This window comes from Pseudomonas sp. CAN1, from assembly GCF_030462585.1.
Lineage (GTDB): Bacteria > Pseudomonadota > Gammaproteobacteria > Pseudomonadales > Pseudomonadaceae > Pseudomonas.
Window position 1 is genome coordinate 492912 of record NZ_JASMRU010000001.1, and the last position, 18502, is coordinate 511413.

General features: G+C 65.7%; 16 protein-coding genes. 10 read left to right on the forward strand and 6 right to left on the reverse strand.

Going from position 1 to position 18502, the window contains the following annotated elements; translation table 11 throughout:
• The first annotated feature begins 129 nt into the window (after positions 1 to 129).
• The 3 genes from QO207_RS02335 to choV are packed head-to-tail and all read left to right on the forward strand — an operon-like array spanning position 130 to position 3149.
• Positions 130 to 1071, forward strand: a complete 942-nt coding sequence (locus QO207_RS02335) for a choline ABC transporter substrate-binding protein (protein ID WP_301479182.1) — start codon at positions 130 to 132, stop codon at positions 1069 to 1071.
• 54 nt (positions 1072 to 1125) lie between these two features.
• Positions 1126 to 1965: a choline ABC transporter permease subunit gene (choW, locus tag QO207_RS02340; RefSeq protein WP_301479185.1), complete on the forward strand. Its 840-nt coding sequence runs from the start codon at positions 1126 to 1128 to the stop codon at positions 1963 to 1965.
• A gap of 5 nt (positions 1966 to 1970) precedes the next feature.
• On the forward strand, positions 1971 to 3149 hold the full coding sequence (choV, locus tag QO207_RS02345; RefSeq protein WP_301479187.1) for a choline ABC transporter ATP-binding protein: 1179 nt from the start codon (positions 1971 to 1973) through the stop codon (positions 3147 to 3149).
• A 448-nt stretch (positions 3150 to 3597) separates the two neighbouring features.
• On the opposite strand, the gene QO207_RS02350 is transcribed toward choV, so the two are convergent.
• From QO207_RS02350 to QO207_RS02365, 4 genes are all read right to left on the reverse strand, one after another.
• Complete coding sequence (locus QO207_RS02350) at positions 3598 to 4608, reverse strand: alpha/beta fold hydrolase (protein WP_301479189.1); 1011 nt, start codon at positions 4606 to 4608, stop codon at positions 3598 to 3600.
• Positions 4609 to 4814: 206 nt separating this feature from the next.
• Positions 4815 to 5684, reverse strand: a complete 870-nt coding sequence (locus tag QO207_RS02355) for a helix-turn-helix transcriptional regulator (protein WP_301479191.1) — start codon at positions 5682 to 5684, stop codon at positions 4815 to 4817.
• A 53-nt stretch (positions 5685 to 5737) separates the two neighbouring features.
• The gene (locus QO207_RS02360) at positions 5738 to 7156 is read right to left on the reverse strand and encodes an aminotransferase (RefSeq protein ID WP_301479193.1); all 1419 of its coding nucleotides are present in this window, start codon (positions 7154 to 7156) and stop codon (positions 5738 to 5740) included.
• A 227-nt stretch (positions 7157 to 7383) separates the two neighbouring features.
• The gene (locus tag QO207_RS02365) at positions 7384 to 8487 is read right to left on the reverse strand and encodes a polyamine ABC transporter substrate-binding protein (RefSeq protein ID WP_301479195.1); all 1104 of its coding nucleotides are present in this window, start codon (positions 8485 to 8487) and stop codon (positions 7384 to 7386) included.
• Between the two features lie 157 nt (positions 8488 to 8644).
• Here QO207_RS02365 and QO207_RS02370 point away from each other — a divergent pair, with 157 nt between their 5' ends.
• The 5 genes from QO207_RS02370 to QO207_RS02390 all read left to right on the forward strand — a co-directional run bounded on the left by QO207_RS02370 (position 8645) and on the right by QO207_RS02390 (position 15009).
• Positions 8645 to 9292, forward strand: coding sequence for a TetR family transcriptional regulator C-terminal domain-containing protein (locus QO207_RS02370; protein WP_301479197.1), 648 nt, complete (start codon positions 8645 to 8647; stop codon positions 9290 to 9292).
• 110 nt (positions 9293 to 9402) lie between these two features.
• The gene (locus tag QO207_RS02375) at positions 9403 to 10149 is read left to right on the forward strand and encodes a response regulator (protein WP_253442684.1); all 747 of its coding nucleotides are present in this window, start codon (positions 9403 to 9405) and stop codon (positions 10147 to 10149) included.
• Between the two features lie 3 nt (positions 10150 to 10152).
• Complete coding sequence (locus tag QO207_RS02380; protein ID WP_301479199.1) at positions 10153 to 10938, forward strand: ABC transporter substrate-binding protein; 786 nt, start codon at positions 10153 to 10155, stop codon at positions 10936 to 10938.
• Positions 10935 to 13178, forward strand: coding sequence for an ATP-binding protein (locus QO207_RS02385; RefSeq protein ID WP_301479201.1), 2244 nt, complete (start codon positions 10935 to 10937; stop codon positions 13176 to 13178). The genes QO207_RS02380 and QO207_RS02385 overlap by 4 nt, the downstream gene beginning before the upstream one ends.
• Before the next feature lie 406 nt (positions 13179 to 13584).
• Positions 13585 to 15009 carry an amino acid permease gene (locus QO207_RS02390; RefSeq protein ID WP_301479202.1) on the forward strand — a complete coding sequence of 475 codons (1425 nt, stop codon included), beginning with the start codon at positions 13585 to 13587 and terminating at the stop codon, positions 15007 to 15009.
• 46 nt (positions 15010 to 15055) lie between these two features.
• Here the strand turns inward: QO207_RS02390 and QO207_RS02395 are convergent, their stop codons facing one another.
• Positions 15056 to 15934: a dihydrodipicolinate synthase family protein gene (locus QO207_RS02395; RefSeq protein WP_301479204.1), complete on the reverse strand. Its 879-nt coding sequence runs from the start codon at positions 15932 to 15934 to the stop codon at positions 15056 to 15058.
• A 57-nt stretch (positions 15935 to 15991) separates the two neighbouring features.
• Positions 15992 to 16774 carry an aldolase gene (locus QO207_RS02400; RefSeq protein ID WP_301479206.1) on the reverse strand — a complete coding sequence of 261 codons (783 nt, stop codon included), beginning with the start codon at positions 16772 to 16774 and terminating at the stop codon, positions 15992 to 15994.
• 144 nt (positions 16775 to 16918) lie between these two features.
• Between QO207_RS02400 and QO207_RS02405 the strand changes: the two genes are divergently transcribed.
• Positions 16919 to 17458 (forward strand): helix-turn-helix domain-containing protein, encoded by a 540-nt coding sequence (locus tag QO207_RS02405; RefSeq protein WP_301479208.1) that lies wholly within the window; start codon positions 16919 to 16921, stop codon positions 17456 to 17458.
• A 239-nt stretch (positions 17459 to 17697) separates the two neighbouring features.
• Positions 17698 to 18486 carry an enoyl-CoA hydratase/isomerase family protein gene (locus QO207_RS02410; RefSeq protein ID WP_301479210.1) on the forward strand — a complete coding sequence of 263 codons (789 nt, stop codon included), beginning with the start codon at positions 17698 to 17700 and terminating at the stop codon, positions 18484 to 18486.
• Positions 18487 to 18502 lie beyond the last annotated feature (16 nt).

An 18502-nucleotide genomic window follows, 5' to 3' on the forward strand; every position in this document is an offset into this window, starting at 1 on the left:
TTTTCCTGTTCCATGATCGTTTACGAAATGACAACAAAAGGGCCTGTCCCGAAAGGCCCCAACCATAATTCAGACCGCCGCACCCCCCCGGGGTAGCGCCGGCGCCCCACCCCGCAGAGGAGTACGCTCATGAAAGGTTGCAAGTCTTTGCTGCTGGCTGCTGTGTCCGTTTGCGCACCGCTGGCGGTTCAGGCCGCTGAACCTGACTCGTGCGGCACGGTGCGCTTTTCCGACGTCGGCTGGACCGACATCACCGTGACCACCGCTACTACCCGACAGGTGCTCGAATCCCTTGGCTACAAGACCAAGGTGACCATGCTCTCCGTGCCGGTGACCTACAAGTCGCTGGCGAACAAGGACCTCGACGTCTTCCTCGGCAACTGGATGCCGAGCATGGCCAACGACATCAAGCCCTACGCCGACAACGGCTCGGTAGAGACGGTGAAAGCCAACCTCGAGGGCGCCAAGTACACCCTGGCCGTGACCCAGGCCGCTTATGACGGCGGCCTGAAGTCCTTCGCCGACATCGCCAAGTACGCCGACAAGCTCGACAGCAAGATCTACGGCATCGAGCCGGGCAACGACGGCAACCGCCTGGTCCAGGGCATGCTCGACAAGAACCAGTTCGACCTGGGCAAGTTCAAGCTGGTGGAGTCCAGCGAGGCCGGCATGCTCTCGCAGGTCGGGCGCGCCGACCGCCGCAACCAGTGGATCGTGTTCCTGGGTTGGGAACCGCATCCGATGAACACCCGCTTCAAGATGAAGTACCTCGAAGGCGGCGATGACGTGTTCGGCCCCAACTATGGCGGCGCGACCATCTACACCAACGTGCGCAAGGGCTACGTCCAGGAATGCTCCAACGTCGGCAAGCTGCTGACCAACCTGACCTTCACCCTGGACATGGAAAACAAACTCATGGACGCCGTGCTCAACGGAGGCAAGAAGCCCGAGGACGCGGCAAAAGCCTGGTTGAAGGACCATCCGGAACTGCTCGACGCCTGGCTTGCCGGCGTGACCACCCGTGACGGCAAACCGGCCTTGGCGGCAGCCAAGGTGGCATTCGCTAAGTAAGTGCCGAAAGTATTGCCGTTGGCCGATTCCTCAAGCTTCTGATGGGCCCGCATTATGTTTCTGACTGACCACAAGTTACCGCTGGGCGAGCATATCGCCGCCTTCGTCGACTGGCTCACGCAACATGGCGCGTCGGTGTTCGACAAGATTTCCGACACCCTCGAGTTCCTCATCCACGGCGTCACCAACAGTCTGCTCTGGTTCCACCCGCTGGCGCTGATCGCGCTGCTGGTCTTCCTGGTGTTCTACATCCAGCGCAGCTGGGGCCTTGCCGTTTTCGCCCTGGCCTCGCTGCTGCTGATCCTCAACCTGGGGTACTGGCAGGAAACCATGGAGACCCTGGCGCAGGTGATCTTCGCCACGGTGGTGTGTATCGCCGTCGGGGTGCCGCTGGGCATCCTGGCGGCGCACAAGCCCTGGTTCTACACCGGGCTGAGGCCGCTGCTGGACCTGATGCAGACGGTACCCACCTTCGTCTACCTGATCCCCACCCTGACCCTGTTCGGCCTGGGTGTGGTTCCGGGTCTGATCTCCACGGTGATCTTCGCCATCGCCGCGCCCATCCGCCTGACCTGCCTGGGTATCCAGGACGTGCCGGCGGAACTGATGGACGCCGGCAAGGCCTTCGGCTGCTCGCGCTGGCAACTGCTGACGCGCATCGAGCTGCCGCACGCCATGCCGAGCATCGGCGCGGGGATCACCCAATGCATCATGTTGTCGCTGTCGATGGTGGTTATCGCCGCGCTGGTGGGTGCTGATGGCCTCGGCAAGCCGGTGGTCAACGCGCTCAACACCGCGGACATTTCCCTCGGCTTCGAGGCCGGTCTGGCCATCGTCCTGCTCGCCATCCTGCTCGACCGGGTGTGCAAGCAACGTTCGCTGCGGGGGAGGTAAGCACTATGTCGGCGATTCGATTCGAACACGTGGATGTGATTTTCGGCACCCACACCAAGGAAGCGCTCAAGCTGCTGGATCAGGGCCTGGGCCGCGAGGAAATCCTCAAGCGCACCGGCCAGGTGCTGGGTGTCGAGGATGCCTGCCTGGATGTCGAGCGCGGCGAGATCTGCGTGATGATGGGCCTGTCGGGTTCGGGCAAGTCCAGCCTGCTGCGCTGCATCAATGGCCTCAACCGGGTCAGCCGCGGCAAGCTGCTGATCGAGCACGAAGGCCAGCAGGTGGACATCGCCAACTGCTCGCCGGCGGCGCTCAAGACCATGCGCACCAAGCGTATCGCCATGGTGTTCCAGAAGTTCGCGCTGATGCCCTGGCTGACCGTGGCCGAGAACATCGGCTTCGGCCTGGAGATGCAGGGCCGCCCGGCCAACGAGCGGAAGAAGGTGATCGACGAGAAGCTCGAACTGGTCGGCCTGTCGCAATGGCGCGACAAGCGCCCGGATTCGCTCTCCGGCGGCATGCAGCAGCGCGTCGGCCTGGCCCGCGCGCTGGCAATGGATGGCGACATCCTGCTGATGGACGAACCCTTCTCCGCACTGGACCCGTTGATCCGCCAGCAGCTGCAGGATGAGCTGCTGGTGCTGCAGCGCCAGTTGCACAAGACCATCGTCTTCGTCAGCCACGATCTCGACGAGGCGCTGAAGATCGGTACCCGCATCGCGATCATGAAGGACGGCCGCATCATCCAGCACGGCAAGCCCGAGGAAATCGTGCTCAGCCCGGCGGACGACTACGTGCGCACCTTCGTCGCCCACACCAACCCGCTCAACGTGCTGTGCGGCTCCAGCCTGATGCGTGGCCTGGACCAGTGCCGCCGCCAGGCCGACGAGGTGTGCTTCGACCAGGGCCGCGACTGCTGGCTCGGCCTGACCGAGACCAACCAGATCAAGACCGCGCGCCAGGGCAGCAACATCATCGACCTGCAACAATGGCGCCCAGGCGACCCGGTGGAGAAGCTCAAGCACGAGCCGACCCTGGTGGACGTCAACATCCGCATGCGCGACGCGCTGCAGATCCGCTACCAGACCGGCCACAAGCTGGTGCTGCAGGAGCAGAGCCGAGTCGTCGGCGTGCTCGGCGACAGCGAGCTGTACCACGCGCTGCTGGGCAAGAACCTGGGCTGATTGCCCGCCTGAACAAAAACGCCGGCTCCCTGGGAAGGGAGCCGGCGTTTTTGTTGGGGCTGGCGGCGCTGATCACATGCTGGCGGTCCATGGGTGCGATCCGATCCTGCAGATCTAAGCCAAGGCTGCTCTTCGTAGGACCGAGGGGGACGCCCAATCCTTGCTCGCGAGCCCATTTCCCGGCAGCTCAGGCGCTGGGCGGTTCGCGAGCAAGCTCGCTCCTACAGGATTGGCCCGGCGCCGCGGCTGGCCCTCTCCCAGAGGGAGAGGGGACCGTCCTCTGCGCTTGGAAAGCTTTGAGCTCGCCGGGGCGTTCGTCACAACCCGCCACTCCGAACGGCTCCCTCTCCCCCTGGGAGAGGGCTGGGGTGAGGGTAAGCCCCAGCGCCGATGCTGCAAGGAAACGTAGGAGCGGACTCCGTCCGCGATCGCCAACCGCCGGCACAGATCAGCGCTTGAGCTCCGCCAAACCTTTGAGCAGCGCCTCGTGGAAGCGCTTCGGGTCCTGGATCTGCGGGGCGTGGCCCATGTCGTCGAACTCCACCAGGGTCGCGTTGGGGATGGCCTTGGCGGTGGCCTTGCCCAGTTCGGCGTAGTTGCCCAGCTTGGGCTTGAGCGCATCCGGGGCGAGGTCCTTGCCAATCGCGGTGTTGTCCTTGGTGCCGATCAGCAGCAGGGTCGGCATCTTCAGCTGGCCGAATTCGTAGACCACCGGCTGGGTGAAGATCATGTCGTAGAGCAGTGCCGAGTTCCACGCCACGCGCTCGTGGCCGGCGCCGTTGAACAGGCCGGCGAGCATGTTCACCCACTTGTCGTACTCGGGCTTCCACTGGCCGGCGTAGTAGGTCGCCTGCTCGTACTGGCGGATGCTCTCGGCGCTGGTCTTCAGCTCGCGCTCGTACCACTGGTCCGGGGTGCGGTAGGGCACGCCCAGGGCCTTCCAGTCTTCCAGGCCGATGGGGTTGACCATGGCCAGCTGCTCGACCTGCTGCGGGTACATCAGCGCGTAGCGGGTGGCGAGCATGCCGCCGGTGGAGTGACCCAGCAGGGTGATCTTGCCGATCTTCAGGTGTTCGAGCAGGGCGTGGGTGTTGGTCGCCAGCTGCTGGAAGCTGTACTGGTAGCGTTCGGGCTTGGTCGACTTGCAGAAGCCGATCTGGTCCGGTGCGACCACGCGGTAACCGGCTTCGGTCAGCGCGGTGATGGTGGTTTCCCAGGTGCCGGCGCAGAAGTTCTTGCCGTGCAGCAGCACCACGGTGCGGCCGTTGGGCTGCTTCTTGGGCTTCACGTCGAGGTAGGCCATGTGCATGTGGTGGCCCTGGGACGCGAAGCTGTAGTGGCCGACCGGGAAGGCGTAGTTGAAACGCTCCAGTTCCGGACCGTAGGTGGGCTTGGATTCGGCGGCGTGCAGCGGCAGGGCGGCGGCCAACAGCAAGGCGGGTAGCCAGCGGCGGGGCATCGGGGAGCTCTCCTGGTGGTGGGGCACGGGTCAGACAGCGGGAAAGGCCATAGGGTGGCAGATTTTCTGCGCATGCGCCGCAATCACCGGTGAGGCGACAGCAGCTTTTCGTGGGAGCGAGCTTGCTCGCGAATGCTTCATACCGTGCCGGCCGGGTTCGCGAGCAAGCTCGCTCCTACAGGGTTGGCATACGCTTGCCGCCAAGGTCAGGCAGCTGCAACGCCGCCGGTGAGCCAGTCGATGAACAGCGAGAACAGCTCGGCCTGGGAGTTGATCGCCAGCTTGGTGTAGAGGTGCTTGCGGTGCATGCGCACGGTTTCCGGCGAGATATCCAGCACCCGCGCGCTGGATTTCACCGAGTGGCCGCGCAGCAGCAGGTGGGCGATTTCCCGTTCGCGCTCGGTGAGCAGGTCGGCGCCGAAGTTCATGAAGGCCGCGCGGATGTGCCGGTTCAGCGGCGCCTGGGCGTCCGGTGCGCTGACTTTCACGCCACGCCCGGCCAGCAGCAGGTCCAGCCCGCCATTGCGCTCGAACTGGCGAAACAGCTCGCGCACCAGCGGCAGGGCTGTGGCCAGCAGGTCCAGCTGAGTTTCGCTGAAGCGTGCGCCACTCTCGCCCTGGTACAGGCACAACGAGACCTTGCGCGTCTCGCCCAGGTCGATGATGAAGTGGCAGTCCTCGGTGCAGCCGAACTTGAGGTAGTAGGTCTTGTAGTACTCGCTGGCGAAGAAATCGTCCGGGGCGATGTCGGCCAGCGGGTAGAAACCTTCGGTGAGGCCGTCTTCCATGGCCAGGCAGAAGGGGTCGAGCAGGTAGCCGCGGGCGTAGTAGCGGTCGACCAGGGCCTCGTGATGCTCCGGGTGGACGCCGCGCTGGTACAGCGGTTGCGGCGGCTGGCCGCGCTGCTCCAGGCCGAGCATCACCGACTCCACCGGCACCAGGCAGCCGAGGGCGTCGGCCAGGCGTTCGACGAAGACGACTTCGCCGACGCTGGCCAGGGCGCGCGCCAGCCCCGCATGCCAGGCATGCAGGGCGGGTGCGTCGGAGGTTTCGCTCAGCGCCTGGGATTCGCTCATGTCCGGCAGTCTAAAGGGCTGCCGGGGTGTAGGCAAAATCCTCGGATCGATCATCAGTGCCCCGCGTAATCACCGCTGCGCTTGAGGTCCTCGGCGGCCTCGAGGATCGACTCGCGCAGGGTGTCGACGATCTCGTCGACCTGCTCGCGGGTGATGGTCAGCGGCGGCGACATCACGTTCAGGTGCACGATCGGCCGCACTAGCAGGCCCTTGGCCTGGGCGCGCAGGTGGATCTTCTCGCCGATGTTCAGTTCCTCGGGGAAGAGCACCTTGCTGCGCTTGTCGGCGACGAACTCGACGCAGGCCATCAGCTTCTGGCAACGCACGCTGCCCACCAGCGGCAGCTCGGCCAGTTCCTGCAGGCGCTGCTCCAGGTAGCCGCCGACGTCCTTCACGTGCTCAAGAAGGTTCTCACGCTCGATGATCTCGATGTTCTTCAGCGCCGAGACGCAGCTCACCGGGTGCCCGCTGTAGGTGAAGCCGTGGGCGAAGCAGCGGCCCTTGTCGGCTTCGCCGATCACCTTCCAGATACGGTCGGAGAAGATGCATGCGCCCAGCGGCAGGTAGCCGGAGGTCAGGCCCTTGGCGGTGGTGATGATGTCCGGCTGCATGCCGAACACGTCCTCGGAGGCGAAGAAGGCGCCGAGGCGGCCGAAGGAGGTCACCACCTCGTCGGCGACGTAGAGCACGTCGTACTTCTGGCAGACCTGCCACATGCGCTGGTGGTAGCCCTTGGGCGGGATGATCACGCCGCCCGAGCCCATGATCGGCTCGGCGAAGAAGGCGGCGACCTTGTCCTCGCCCAGTTCGAGAATCTTGTCTTCGAACTCCTTGACCAGGAATTCGAGGAAATCGCCCTCGGTCATCCCTTCCGGCGCGCGGTAGGGGTTGGGGCAGGAGATGTGGTGGATGACGTCCTTGAGGAAATCGAACTCGGCCGGATGGTCGGCGACCTTGCCGCCCAGCGACATGGTGAGGAAGGTCGAGCCGTGGTAGGCGTTGACGCGGCTGATGATGTGCTTCTTCTCATGCTTGCCGCGGCAGTTCTGGTAGTACTGGATCAGGCGGTAGGCGGTGTCCACGGCGGTGGAGCCGCCGGTGGTGAGGAACACGTGGTCCAGGTCGCCCGGTGCCAGTTCGGCGAGCTTTTCGCAGAGCTGGATGGCGGTGACGTTGGCCATGTCGCAGAAGGGGTTGGAGTAGGCCAGCTTGCGTACCTGTTCGGCGATGGCATCGGCCATTTCCGCGCGGCCCAGACCGATGTTCGTACACCACATCCCGCCCACGGCGTCCAGGTAGCGATTGCCCTTGGTGTCGTAGATGTAGGCGCCCTCGCCGGCGGCGATGTTCAGCGCACCGTTGACCCGGTGATCGTCGAACACGTGGTAGCCGTGCATGTAGTGGGCTTTGTCGGCGGCGACCAGCTGCTCGTCGTTGAACTGGGCGAAGAAGGCTGGGGTTGGGGTGGTCATCTGCTTTACCTCGAAATATCGGTTCGTCTTGCGAGTCCTTGCCCTCTCCCTAACCCTCTCCCTGAAGGGAGAGGGGACCGTTCGCAGTACTCGGCGACTACGACGGTCATTGCGGGCCCGCTGCCAGGGGAGCATCAGGAAGATGACTTCCATGAACCCTGTTGCGGGCTGCCCCCTCTCCCTTCAGGGAGAGGGCTGGGGAGAGGGGGCAGCTGGGTCTTGCGTCATCAGGTCCCGGTCTTCACCGCATTCCAGGTACGGGTGATCAGGCGGGTGGCCTTGGGGTTCTGCACTTTCTGGGTGAACAGCCGGGCGCGGGTCTCGGCGTCGGGGTAGATTGCCGGGTCGTTGCGCACTTCGGCGGCCAGCAGCGGGGTGGCGGCGGCGTTGCTGGAGGCGTAGCGGATGTAGTCGGCGACGCCGGCGGCCACTTTCGGCTGCAGCATGTACTCGATGAACTTGTGGGCATTCGCCACGTGCGGTGCGTCGGCCGGGATGTAGAAGTCGTCGAACCAGATCAGCGAGCCTTCCTTGGGCACGAAGTAGCCCAGCTTGACCTTGGCGCCGGCTTCGTCGGCGCGGGCCTGGGCGGTGGCGTAGTCGCCGGACCAGGTCATAGCCATGCACTGGTCGCCGTTGGCCAGGCCGTTCAGGTAGCTGGTGGAGTCGAACTTGCGGATGTACGGGCGGATCGATTGCAGCAGGTCCTGGGCGGCCTTGAGGTCCTCGGGCAGCGCGCTGTTGGGATCGCGCTTGAGGTAGGCCAGGGCCAGCGGGATCACGTCGGTGGGGGAATCGATGATGGTCACCCCGCAATCGGCGAATTTCGACACGATCTTCGGATCGAACAGCATCGCCAGCGAGCCGATGGGCGCGTCGGGCATGCGCTGCTTGATCTTGTCGATGTTGTAGGTGATGCCGTTGCTGCCCCAGGTATAGGGCGCCGAGTACTTCACGCCCGGATCGTAGTGGTCCAGGTGCTTGAGCACGTCCGCGTCGAGGTTGTTCCAGCTGGGCAGCTTGGACTTGTCCAGCGGCTGGAAGACGCCGGCCTTGAGCAGCGGCGGCACCAGGGCGGCGTTGAGCACCACCAGGTCGTAGCCCGAGCGGCCGGGCAGCAGTTTGCCCTGCACGGTTTCGTAGGAATCGAAGGTGTCGTAGACCACCTTGATTCCGGTTTCCTTCTCGAAATCGGCGATGGTGTGTTCGCCGATGTAGTCGGTCCAGTTGTACAGCCGCAGCGTCTTCGCGCCTTCGGCTTCCTCCCCGTGACCCAGTGCCGGCAAGGTCGCCAGCGCCGCGCTGAGTACTGCTGCGAGCGTTTTCTGCATGTCAGTCCCACCTTTGATTTTGTTATGGATTGGAGATCTCGCGGATGAAGCCACTCTCGACCAGGGCCGGTTCCCCGGCCATTCCCCGAACGGGTAGGTACTGGCGCCTAATCGAACAATCGTTCAGATTGGCCACCTGAAACCTTAGGAGCCAGGCATGAACGAGGAAGTCCGCTTTACCCGACTGGAGCCGGAGCAGCGCAAGGCGCTGCTGATCGAGGCCACCCTCGCGTGCCTGAAACGCCATGGCTTCCAGGGAGCTTCCATACGCAAGATCTGCGCCGAGGCCGGGGTTTCGGTGGGGCTGATCAACCACCACTATTCGGGCAAGGACGAACTGGTGGCCGAGGCTTACCTGACCGTTACCGGCCGGGTCATGCAACTGCTGCGCGAGGCCATCGCCGAGGCGGCGCCGGATGCCCGCGCGCGGCTGTCGGCATTCTTCCGCGCATCCTTCTGCGCCGAGTTGCTCGACCCGCAGCTGCTGGACGCCTGGCTGGCGTTCTGGGGCGCGGTGAAGACGGCTGAGGAAATCAACAAGGCCCACGACCATTCCTACGGCGAGTACCGCTCCTTGCTGACGCAGGCGCTGAACGAGCTGGCGAAGGAGCAGGACTGGGCTGACTTCGATGCGGAACTGGCGGCGATTGCCCTCAGCGCCCTGCTCGATGGCCTGTGGCTGGAGTCTGGTCTGAATCCCAATACCTTCACCCCGGAACAGGGCGTGCAGATCTGCGAGGCCTGGGTAGACGGCCTCCAGCATGGCGGCCGGCAGCGCTTCTGTCGGGCGTCGGGAGCCTGTTGATCGATTGTTCAACGATCGGTAACCTGCCGCCATCTGCAGGACAGTTCCTACAGCTCTACCTCCACGCATAACAAGAATGGCCCCGTCACGAGCGGCGGCTTCAGCAGGGTATTGCGATGACTTCCCGTGTACTGATCGTCGACGACGATCCGGTGATTCGCGAGCTCCTCCAGGCCTACCTCGGCGAGGAGGGCTATGACGTGCTTTGCGCCGGCACCGCCGAACAGGCCGAGACAACGCTGGCCGAAGCCGAACAGGCCGAGCAGCCCATCGACCTGGTGATGCTCGACATCCGCCTGCCCGGCAAGGACGGCCTGACTCTGACCCGCGAGCTGCGCGTGCGCTCGGAGGTCGGCATCATCCTGATCACCGGGCGCAACGACGACATCGACCGCATCGTCGGCCTGGAATGCGGCGCCGACGACTACGTGATCAAGCCGCTCAACCCCCGCGAGCTGGTGTCCCGCGCGAAGAACCTGATCCGCCGCGTGCGCCACGCACGCCAGCCCGCCGCCATTGCGGCGCCCGCCAGCCGGCAGAACCACAAGCGCTTCGCCCACTGGACCCTGGACCCGGACCGCCGCCGCCTGATGGACCGCGACGGCAGCGAAACCCCGCTGACCCACGGCGAGTTCCAGCTGCTCTGCGTGTTCCTGCGCAACACCGGCCACACCCTGAGCCGCGACCAGCTGATGGACCAGATCCGCAACCGCGAGTGGCTGCCCAACGACCGCTCCATCGACGTGCTGGTCGGCCGCCTGCGCCGCAAGCTGCGCGACGACCCAGCCGAGCCCGAGCTGATCATCACCATCCACGGCGCCGGCTACCTGTTCACCGCCACGCCTGCCGACGCCTGAGTCATGCGCTGGCTGTCCCTGCTGAGCCTGGCTCTGACGTTGCTGGTGGCGTTTGGCAACGCCAGCGCCGCCCAACCCATCCGCTACTGCGACTACCCCGTCTACCCGCCCATCTCCTGGAGCGACGGCCACGAAGTACGCGGGCTGGCGCCGCAGACCGTGCGCAACGTGCTCGGTGAGCTGGGCTACGAAGTGCAGACCGTGGTGCTGGGCAACTGGAAACGCTGCCTGCTGGACGCCGCCGAAGGCCGGGTCGACGTGGTGCTCGCCTACCAGACCCCGCAGCGCGACGACGGTTTGCTGTTCTCCCGCGTGCCGGTGCTGCGCGAGGAGGTGGCGATCTTCTACAACCGCCGCAAGCCGGTGCGCTTCGACCAGCTCGACGACCTCGCCAATTACCGTGGCGGGCTGCTGTTCGGTGAGAGCTACGGTCCGCAGTTCGACCGCTTCGTCGCCGAGCATGGCAACGTCGAATGGGTCTCCGATAGCCGGCAGAACTTCGGCAAGCTGATCCGCCAGCGCATCGACTTCATCGCCCACGAGCGGCGCACCGGTACGCTGTTCGTCGAGCAACTGGCTGGCGGCCAGGACATCGCCGCGCTGCCCCGACCGCTCACCGTCGATTACCTGCGCATCGCCGTCTCCCGCCATTCGCCGCTGGCCGCGCGGATGGATGAGATTGACGCACTGCTGAAGAAGCGCGTGGACGACGGCAGCGTCGACCGCTGGTTGCAGCAGAGCGAGCACGACTACCGCGCCATGCTTGCCGGCGACGGGGTACCGCGTTGAGGCTGCCCGGCGGTCTGGCCCGGCGCCTGCTGCTGCGGGTGCTGCTGTTCAGCCTGTGCTTCACCGTGCTGGCCAGCGCAGTGCAGTTGTACTTCGAATACCGCCGCGAGATGCGCGACATCGACACGCGGCTGGAGCTGATCCGCGTCGGTTATCTCGCCAGTTTCGAGCGCAGCCTCTGGGACCTCAACCAGGAGCAGCTCAACGTGCAGCTGCACGGCCTGGCCGACTTCCCCGACATCGCCCAGGTGCGCCTGCGCAGCGCCGACTTCAACCTGGTACAGGACGCCGATGAAAAGCGCGGGCCGTTCCGCATCGAGCGCTACGCCCTGGCCTTCCAGCCGCCGGATGGCGAGCGCCGCGACCTGGGCGAACTGGATGTCAGCATCGACCTGGGCGCCGTCTACCTGCGCCTGCTGCATGGCGGGCTGACCAGCCTGCTGTGGATGGGCGTGTTCCTCTGCGGCCTGGCGGTGGCGCTGAGCTGGCTGTTCCACAGCCTGGTGACGCGGCACCTGCGCAGCATGGCCGACTTCGTCCGTGGCCTGACCGGTGGCGACCTGCGCAGCGAACTGGCGCTGGCCAAGAAACGCTCAGGTGAAGACGACGAAATCGACACCGTGGCCGACGCCCTTGACGGCCTGCGCCGGGCCATGCGCACCGAGCTGAAGCGCGCCGAGGCCGACCGCGAGGCTTTGCAGAGCAAGCGCGACGAATTGCAACGCCAGGTCGAGCGGCGCACCGCCAGCCTGCGCCGCGCCAAGGAGGAAGCCGAGGCCGCCAACCGTGCCAAGAGCCGCTTCCTCGCCACCATGAGCCATGAAATCCGCACGCCGCTCAACGGTATCCTCGGCATGGCCGAGCTGCTGCGTGCCGCGCCGCTGGACGAACAGGACCGCCGTCGCCTACAGGCGTTATCCACAGCCGGCGAAGGGCTGCTGGCGATCCTCAACGAGGTGCTGCATTTCGCCAAGCTGGAAGACGGCGTCAGCCAGCCGGAGCTGGTGAACTTCTCCCTGCGCCGCCTGCTCGACGACGTGGTGACCCTGCTGGAGCCGCGCGCCGAGGACAACGGCACCTGCCTGCGCCTGCGCGTCGAACCCCAGGTACAGGACGCTTGCCGGGGCGCTGAGCAGTTCCTGCGCCAGGTATTGAGCAACCTGCTGGCCAACGCGGTGAAGTTCACCGAAGAGGGCGAGGTGCTGCTGGAGGTGGCCGTGCTTGAAGGCGGCGAAGCGGGGCAGCGCCTGCGCTTCAGCGTCACCGACGACGGTATCGGTATCTCCGCCGAGCAGCAGGAGAAGATCTTCCAGCGCTTCACCCAGGCCAGCGACGAGGTGGCGCGACGCTACGGCGGTACCGGGTTGGGGCTGGCGATCAGCAAGCGGCTGGTCGAGGCCATGGGCGGCGAGATCGGTGTGGAGAGCCTGGAGGGCGAGGGCAGCACTTTCTGGTTCGAGATCGTGCTGGCGCCGGGCGTGGTACCGCGTGCGAACGTCGCCGTTGAACAGGCGCCAGCGCTGGACGTGCTGGTGGTGGAAGACGTCGCTCTCAACCGCGAGGTCGCCCAGGCCTTGCTGGAGCGCGACGGCCACCGCGTGCAGCTTGCAGACGACGCGGAGCCCGCGCTGGCGCTCACCGCCGCGCGGCGCTTCGACCTGATCCTGCTGGACATGCACCTGCCGGGGATGACCGGCCTCGACCTGTGCCGGACGATCCGCGCACAGACTGGCGGGCTCAACGCGACCACGCCAATCCACGCCTTCACCGCCAGCGTACAACCGGGCATGGTGCGCCGCTATTTCGAGGCCGGCATGCAGGGCGTGCTGGGCAAGCCGCTACGCGTGGATGACCTGCGCCGCGCGCTATCCGGCGTGGCCTGGGCGATGCTGCCGGCGGCTGCACCGAGCGGCCCGCTGGATGTGCAGGTACTGGAGACCCACCGTCGCCTGCTCGGCGAGCACAAGCTGAACGAACTGCTCGCCAGCCTGTGGAAGCTGCTGGACGAGCAATGGCCGCTGCTGCTGGATGCGTTGCGCCAGGACGATGCCGTGGAAGCGGCCAGCCTCGCGCACCGACTGGCGGGCAGTTGCCGTTCCATGGGCTTGCGTGGTCTGGGAGATTGCCTGGGCGAGCTGGAAGCGGCGGCGCTGGCTGGGGCGTCGTTCACTGATTGGGCGGAAAAGCTGGAGCAGGAAAGGGCAGTCGCCTCTGAACTCCTGAGGCGCGCCCAGCCTTAGGGCGCATAACCTGGAACAGGTTATCCGCCATCTGCTGCGGCGGATAACGCTGGCGCGTTATGCGCCCTACGGAACTGCCCTCACGCCAGCTCCGGACTTACCAGGGCTGTAGGAGCGAGCTTGCTCGCGAACCAGCCCAGCGTTGGAGTCGCCGGGAAATCTGTTCGCGAGCAAGCTCGCTCCTACGAAGAGCAACTGCCTGAAATCCCCGCCCCACGCCGCTTGCACAAAATCCTTACATCTTTCTACAACTTCGATCCTGGCAAACAACCCCGCCTTACATCGCCTTCCAATAATCCGGTGGCATCCGTGCCCCGAGCCACGGCCTCTGATTGATTGGAGATAACAATAATGATCCAACGTAGAGTTCCGCTCCGTCGCGCCCGCCGTTTCCCGGAGGTGCGCCATGTCTGAGTCCCATCACGCCAGTAGCGGCGAGAAGATCCAGCTCACCCGCGCGCTGAAGAGCCGCCACATCTTCATGCTGTCCCTCGGCGGTGTCATCGGCACCGGCCTGTTCATGGGCTCGGGCGTCACCATCAGTTCCGGCGGCCCCATGGGCGCGATCCTCGCCTACCTGGTGGCGGGCCTGCTGATGTACCTGGTGATGGTCTGCCTGGGCGAGCTGTCGGTGCAGATGCCCGTCTCCGGCTCCTTCCAGGCCCACGCCACGCGCTTCATCGGCCCGGCCACCGGGTTCATGATCGGCTGGGTCTACTGGATGAGCTGGGCCTCCACCGTCGGCCTGGAATTCACCGCCGCCGGCATGCTGATGACCCGCTGGTTCCCCGAGGTGCCGATCTGGCTCTGGTCGGGCTTCTTCGTGGTCGTGCTGTTCTCCCTCAACGCCCTGGCCACCCGCGCCTTCGGCGAAGCCGAGTACTGGTTCTCCGGGATCAAGGTAGCGGCCATCCTCGGCTTCATCGTGGTCGGCCTGCTGGTGATCTTCGGCGCCGTCCCGCTGAACGACGGCGCCGCGGCACCGGGGCTGTCCAACCTGGTCGGCGACGGCCTGTTCCCCAACGGTCTGTCCGCGGTGTTCGCGGTGATGATGACGGTGGTCTACGCCTTCCAGGGCTGCGAGATCATGGGTGTCGCCGCCGGCGAGACCGACCAGCCGGAAAAGAGCATCCCGCGCGCCGTGCGCAACGTGGTGTTCCGCGTGCTGATCTTCTATGTGCTGGCGATTGCCGTGCTCTCTTGCATCGTGCCGTGGAAGCAGGCCGGGCTGATGGAAAGCCCCTTCGTGCAGGTGTTCGACATGGTCGGCATCCCCTACGCCGCCGACCTCATGAACTTCGTGATCCTCACCGCGATCCTCTCGGTGGGCAACTCCGGCCTGTACGCCTCCACGCGCATCCTCTGGGCCATGTCCAAGACCGGCATGGCGCCGCGCAAGCTGTCCAAGCTCAGCGCCCGCGGCGTGCCGCTCTATGCGCTGCTGATCAGCCTGGCGTTCGCGCTGTTGTCGCTGCTCACCAGCGTGGTCGCCGCCGACACCCTGTTCATGGTGCTGATGGCGGTGAGCGGGATGGCCGGCACCGTCACCTGGATCGTCATCGCCTACGCCCAGTACCGCTTCCGCCGCGAGCACATGGCCAAGGGCGGCACCGTGGCCGACCTGAAATACGCCGCGCCGCTGTTCCCGCTGATCCCGCTGGCGTGCATCGCGATCTGCTGCTCGCTGTTCGTGTTCCTCGCCATGGACCCGACCCAGCGCCCGTCGCTGTACTGGGGCTTCGGCTTCATGGCGGCCTGCTACCTGGCGTACTACCTGCTCAAGCGCAAGCGCCCGCAGGTGGTCAGCGAGGCTGCACTGAGCGTCAGCTGAATACGCGAAGTCCCCACCCGCGTTGAGGCGGGCGGGGACTGCGGTTTCACTGCAGCGCCGACAGCAGCCCGTGCAGGTAGCGCTGGCCTTCGTCGTCCAGTTCGCGCAGCGGCAGGCGCGGCTCGCCCACTTCCAGGCCGGTCATGCGCAGGCCTGCCTTGATGGTGGTCGGCAGGCCCCGGCGGGTGATGTAGTCGAGCACCGGCAGCTGGCGATAGAACGACGCCCGCGCATCCTCCATACGACCTTCCTGCACCGCTTCGTACAGCTCGCGGTTGCGTTGCGGAATGAGGTTCGGCGCCGCCGTGCACCAGCCGCTCGCCCCGGCCGTCAGGGCCTCCAGCGCCAGGGGGTTGCAGCCGTTGTAGAAGGCCACGTCGGAGAGCAGGCGCAGGCGGTGCATGCGCTGGATGTCGCCGGTGCTCTCCTTGACCATGGTGACGTTCTCCACCGCATCGACGATGCGCAGGATCTGCTCCACCGGCACGTCGGTGCCGCTGGTGCCGGGGTTGTTGTAGAGCATGATCGGCACGCCGATGGCGTCGCCCACCGCGCGGTAGTGCGCGAGGATTTCTGCTTCGTTGAGCTTCCAGTAGGACACCGGCAGCACCATCACCGCGCTGGCGCCCAGGCGTTCGGCCAGGCGGGCGCGGCGCACGGTGCGCGCGGTGGTCAGGTCGGAGACGCTGACGATGGTCGGCACGCGGCCGGCGATGGTGTTCAGGCTGAACTCCGCCACGGCGTCCCACTCGGCGTCGTTCAGGTAGGCGCCTTCGCCGGTGCTGCCGAGCGGGGCGATGGCGTGCACGCCGCCGTCGAGCAGGCGTTCGATGGAGCGACCGAGGGCGGGCAGGTCGAGCTCGCCGTCGGCGCCGAAGGGAGTGATGGTGTAGCCGATGATGCCGTTGAGGATGGATGAGGACATGGTTGCACCTGGGGCACTGGGGTTTTTGATGTTGTCGTTATGGGTGGCGAGGGGCGGTCAGCCCAGGCATTCGCCGTGCTCGCGCAGGCTGCGGCGGGCGTAGTAGCTGAAGGCGGCGCCGTGGCGCTTGGGCGTGGAGATCCAGTCGTGCGCTTCCTGGCCCAGTGCGGGCGGAATCGGCTTGATCTCGCCGGCGGCCATGGCCAGCAGTTGCATCTTCGCGGCGCGCTCGAAGAGCAGGGCCACCACGCAGGCTTCCTCGATGCTCGAACCGGTCACCAGCAAACCATGGTGGGAGAGCAGGATGGCGCGCTTGTCGCCCAGGGCGGCGGAGATGATTTCGCCTTCCTCGTTGCCAACCGGCACGCCAGGCCAGTCCTTGAGGAAGGCGCAGTCGTCGAACAGCGGGCAGAGGTCCATGTGCGACACCGCCAGCGGCACTTCCAGCATCGACAGCGCGGCGGCGTGCAGCGGGTGGGTGTGGATGATGCAGTTGACGTCCGGGCGGGCGCGGTAGACCCAGCTGTGGAAGCGGTTCGCCGGGTTGGCCATGCCCTGGCCCTGGAGCACCTTGAGGTCTTCGTCGACCAGCAGCAGGTTGCTCGAGGAAATCTCGTCGAAGCCCAGGCCCAGGCGCTGGGTGTAGTAGCTGCCGGGCTGTTCGGCGCGGCAGGTGATCTGTCCGGCCAGGCCGGAGTCGTGGCCGCCGTCGAATAGAATGCGGCAGGTCAGGGCCAGTTTTTGCCGGGCAGTCCACGTATTATCCGACAGGCTGGTCTGCATCTGTCGTTCGGCCTGCTGGATCAGCTGGTCCTTGGGGAGATTCATGGTGGTCGCCATGGGATGTTTCCTCGGTTCGGGATGGACGCGAGTGGGGCTCGCGATCATTTCGGGTGCGTTGCAATGACACAAATCAAACTAAATGACACAATGTGTCATTGGCAAGGGAAAAGTTTCCTGCTTTGACGCCAAGGGGCGTTCTGCATGTCCATGCGATTGAAATTGCTGAGAAAAAAACTGGGGATCACCCTGGAGACGCTGGCCGAGAAGACCGGCCTGACCAAGAGCTACCTGTCCAAGGTCGAGCGCGGCCTGAGCACGCCGTCGATTGCCACTGCGCTCAAGCTGGCCAAGGCGCTGAACGTCCAGGTCGAGGAGCTGTTCGCCGAGGAGAGCGCTTCCGCCGAGGGCTACAGCCTGGTGCGCAGCGGCGAACGGCAGTCACTGGCACGTGACGACGAAGGCCCCGCCTACGCCTCGCTGGCGCGGCAGATCGGCGATCGCGCGCTGCTGCCGTTCATCGTCTATCCGCCGGCCGACTTCGGTCATTCGACCTTCAAGGAACACCAGGGCGAGGAGTTCATCTTCGTCCACCGCGGCCGGGTCGAGGTGGACTTCATGTCCGAGCGCCTGACCCTGGAGACCGGCGACGCACTCCACTTCAACGCGCAGAAGCCGCATCGCCTGCGCTCGCTCGGCGACGAACAGGCCGAGTTGCTGGTCGTGGTACACAGCCAGGACTGACCTTCGCGCGCGGCGCTCCCGCGTCGCGCCGCCCTGCGGGATTGTTCGAAGTTGTAACAATCCCGCCGCGACTTCCCCGCAAAACCCCTCAGCCCCCGCGCCGCGCGGCCTTCCCGTCGATCAGCAGGGCGTTACAAGCCCCCCTTTCGGGTGGATTGCCGTCTTACTGAACACTTGTTTAGTATTGGCGCAACGCTTCATAACGCCTCAGCACAATCGACTACAAGAACGAGGGCAGCATGACTCAGCCATCCCCGCTCAGCCGGGTCCAGGACGGTATCGCCTGGATCACCCTGAACCGCCCCGAGCAGCGCAACGCGCTCGACGTCCCCACGCTCAAGAACCTGCTGGCCCTGCTCGACGCCTACGAAGTCGACGAAGCCGTGCGCGTCATCGTGCTCAGCGGCGAAGGCCGCAGCTTCTGTGCTGGCGCCGACCTCGCCGAATGGGCCGAGGCCGAAGCCCGCGGCGAACTGGAAACCTACGGCTGGACCGAAACTGCCCACGCCCTGATGCGCCGCCTGCACGGCCTGGACAAGCCGACCATCGCCGCCGTCAACGGCACCGCCGTCGGCGCCGGGATGGACCTGACCCTGTGCTGCGACTTCCGCATCGCCGGCGCCTCCGCGCGCTTCAAGGCCGGCTACACCGGCATGGCCTACTGCCCGGACGCCGGCGCCAGCTGGCACCTGCCGCGCCTGATCGGCAGCGAAGCGGCCAAGCGCCTGCTGTTCCTCGACGAGTTGTGGAATGCCGAGCGCGCGCTGAATGCCGGCCTGGTTGGCGAAGTCGTCGCTGATGATCAGCTGCAAGCCCAGGTCGGCGAATTCGCCGCACGTCTGGCCGCCGGCCCGACCTTCGCCTTCGCCCAGACCAAACGCCTGATGCGCGATGGCGCCGCCCGCACCCTGGCCCAGCAACTGGAAGCCGAACAGGCCGCCGGGCTGCTCTGCGGCCGCAGTGAAGATGCCGCCGAGGCGCTGCGCGCCGTGGCCGAAAAACGCTCCCCCCAATTCAAAGGCCGCTGACGGCTGCAGGTGATGT

What these genes read in the sequence shown, in the direction of transcription:
- QO207_RS02335 (WP_301479182.1), top strand. Translation starts at nt 130, where the DNA reads ATGAAAGGTTGCAAGTCTTTGCTGCTGGCTGCTGTGTCCGTTTGCGCA.
- choW (WP_301479185.1), top strand. Translation starts at nt 1,126, where the DNA reads ATGTTTCTGACTGACCACAAGTTACCGCTGGGCGAGCATATCGCCGCC.
- choV (WP_301479187.1), top strand. Translation starts at nt 1,971, where the DNA reads ATGTCGGCGATTCGATTCGAACACGTGGATGTGATTTTCGGCACCCAC.
- QO207_RS02350 (WP_301479189.1), bottom strand. Translation starts at nt 4,608, where the DNA reads ATGCCCCGCCGCTGGCTACCCGCCTTGCTGTTGGCCGCCGCCCTGCCG.
- QO207_RS02355 (WP_301479191.1), bottom strand. Translation starts at nt 5,684, where the DNA reads ATGAGCGAATCCCAGGCGCTGAGCGAAACCTCCGACGCACCCGCCCTG.
- QO207_RS02360 (WP_301479193.1), bottom strand. Translation starts at nt 7,156, where the DNA reads ATGACCACCCCAACCCCAGCCTTCTTCGCCCAGTTCAACGACGAGCAG.
- QO207_RS02365 (WP_301479195.1), bottom strand. Translation starts at nt 8,487, where the DNA reads ATGCAGAAAACGCTCGCAGCAGTACTCAGCGCGGCGCTGGCGACCTTG.
- QO207_RS02370 (WP_301479197.1), top strand. Translation starts at nt 8,645, where the DNA reads ATGAACGAGGAAGTCCGCTTTACCCGACTGGAGCCGGAGCAGCGCAAG.
- QO207_RS02380 (WP_301479199.1), top strand. Translation starts at nt 10,153, where the DNA reads ATGCGCTGGCTGTCCCTGCTGAGCCTGGCTCTGACGTTGCTGGTGGCG.
- QO207_RS02390 (WP_301479202.1), top strand. Translation starts at nt 13,585, where the DNA reads ATGTCTGAGTCCCATCACGCCAGTAGCGGCGAGAAGATCCAGCTCACC.
- QO207_RS02395 (WP_301479204.1), bottom strand. Translation starts at nt 15,934, where the DNA reads ATGTCCTCATCCATCCTCAACGGCATCATCGGCTACACCATCACTCCC.
- QO207_RS02400 (WP_301479206.1), bottom strand. Translation starts at nt 16,774, where the DNA reads ATGGCGACCACCATGAATCTCCCCAAGGACCAGCTGATCCAGCAGGCC.
- QO207_RS02405 (WP_301479208.1), top strand. Translation starts at nt 16,919, where the DNA reads ATGTCCATGCGATTGAAATTGCTGAGAAAAAAACTGGGGATCACCCTG.
- QO207_RS02410 (WP_301479210.1), top strand. Translation starts at nt 17,698, where the DNA reads ATGACTCAGCCATCCCCGCTCAGCCGGGTCCAGGACGGTATCGCCTGG.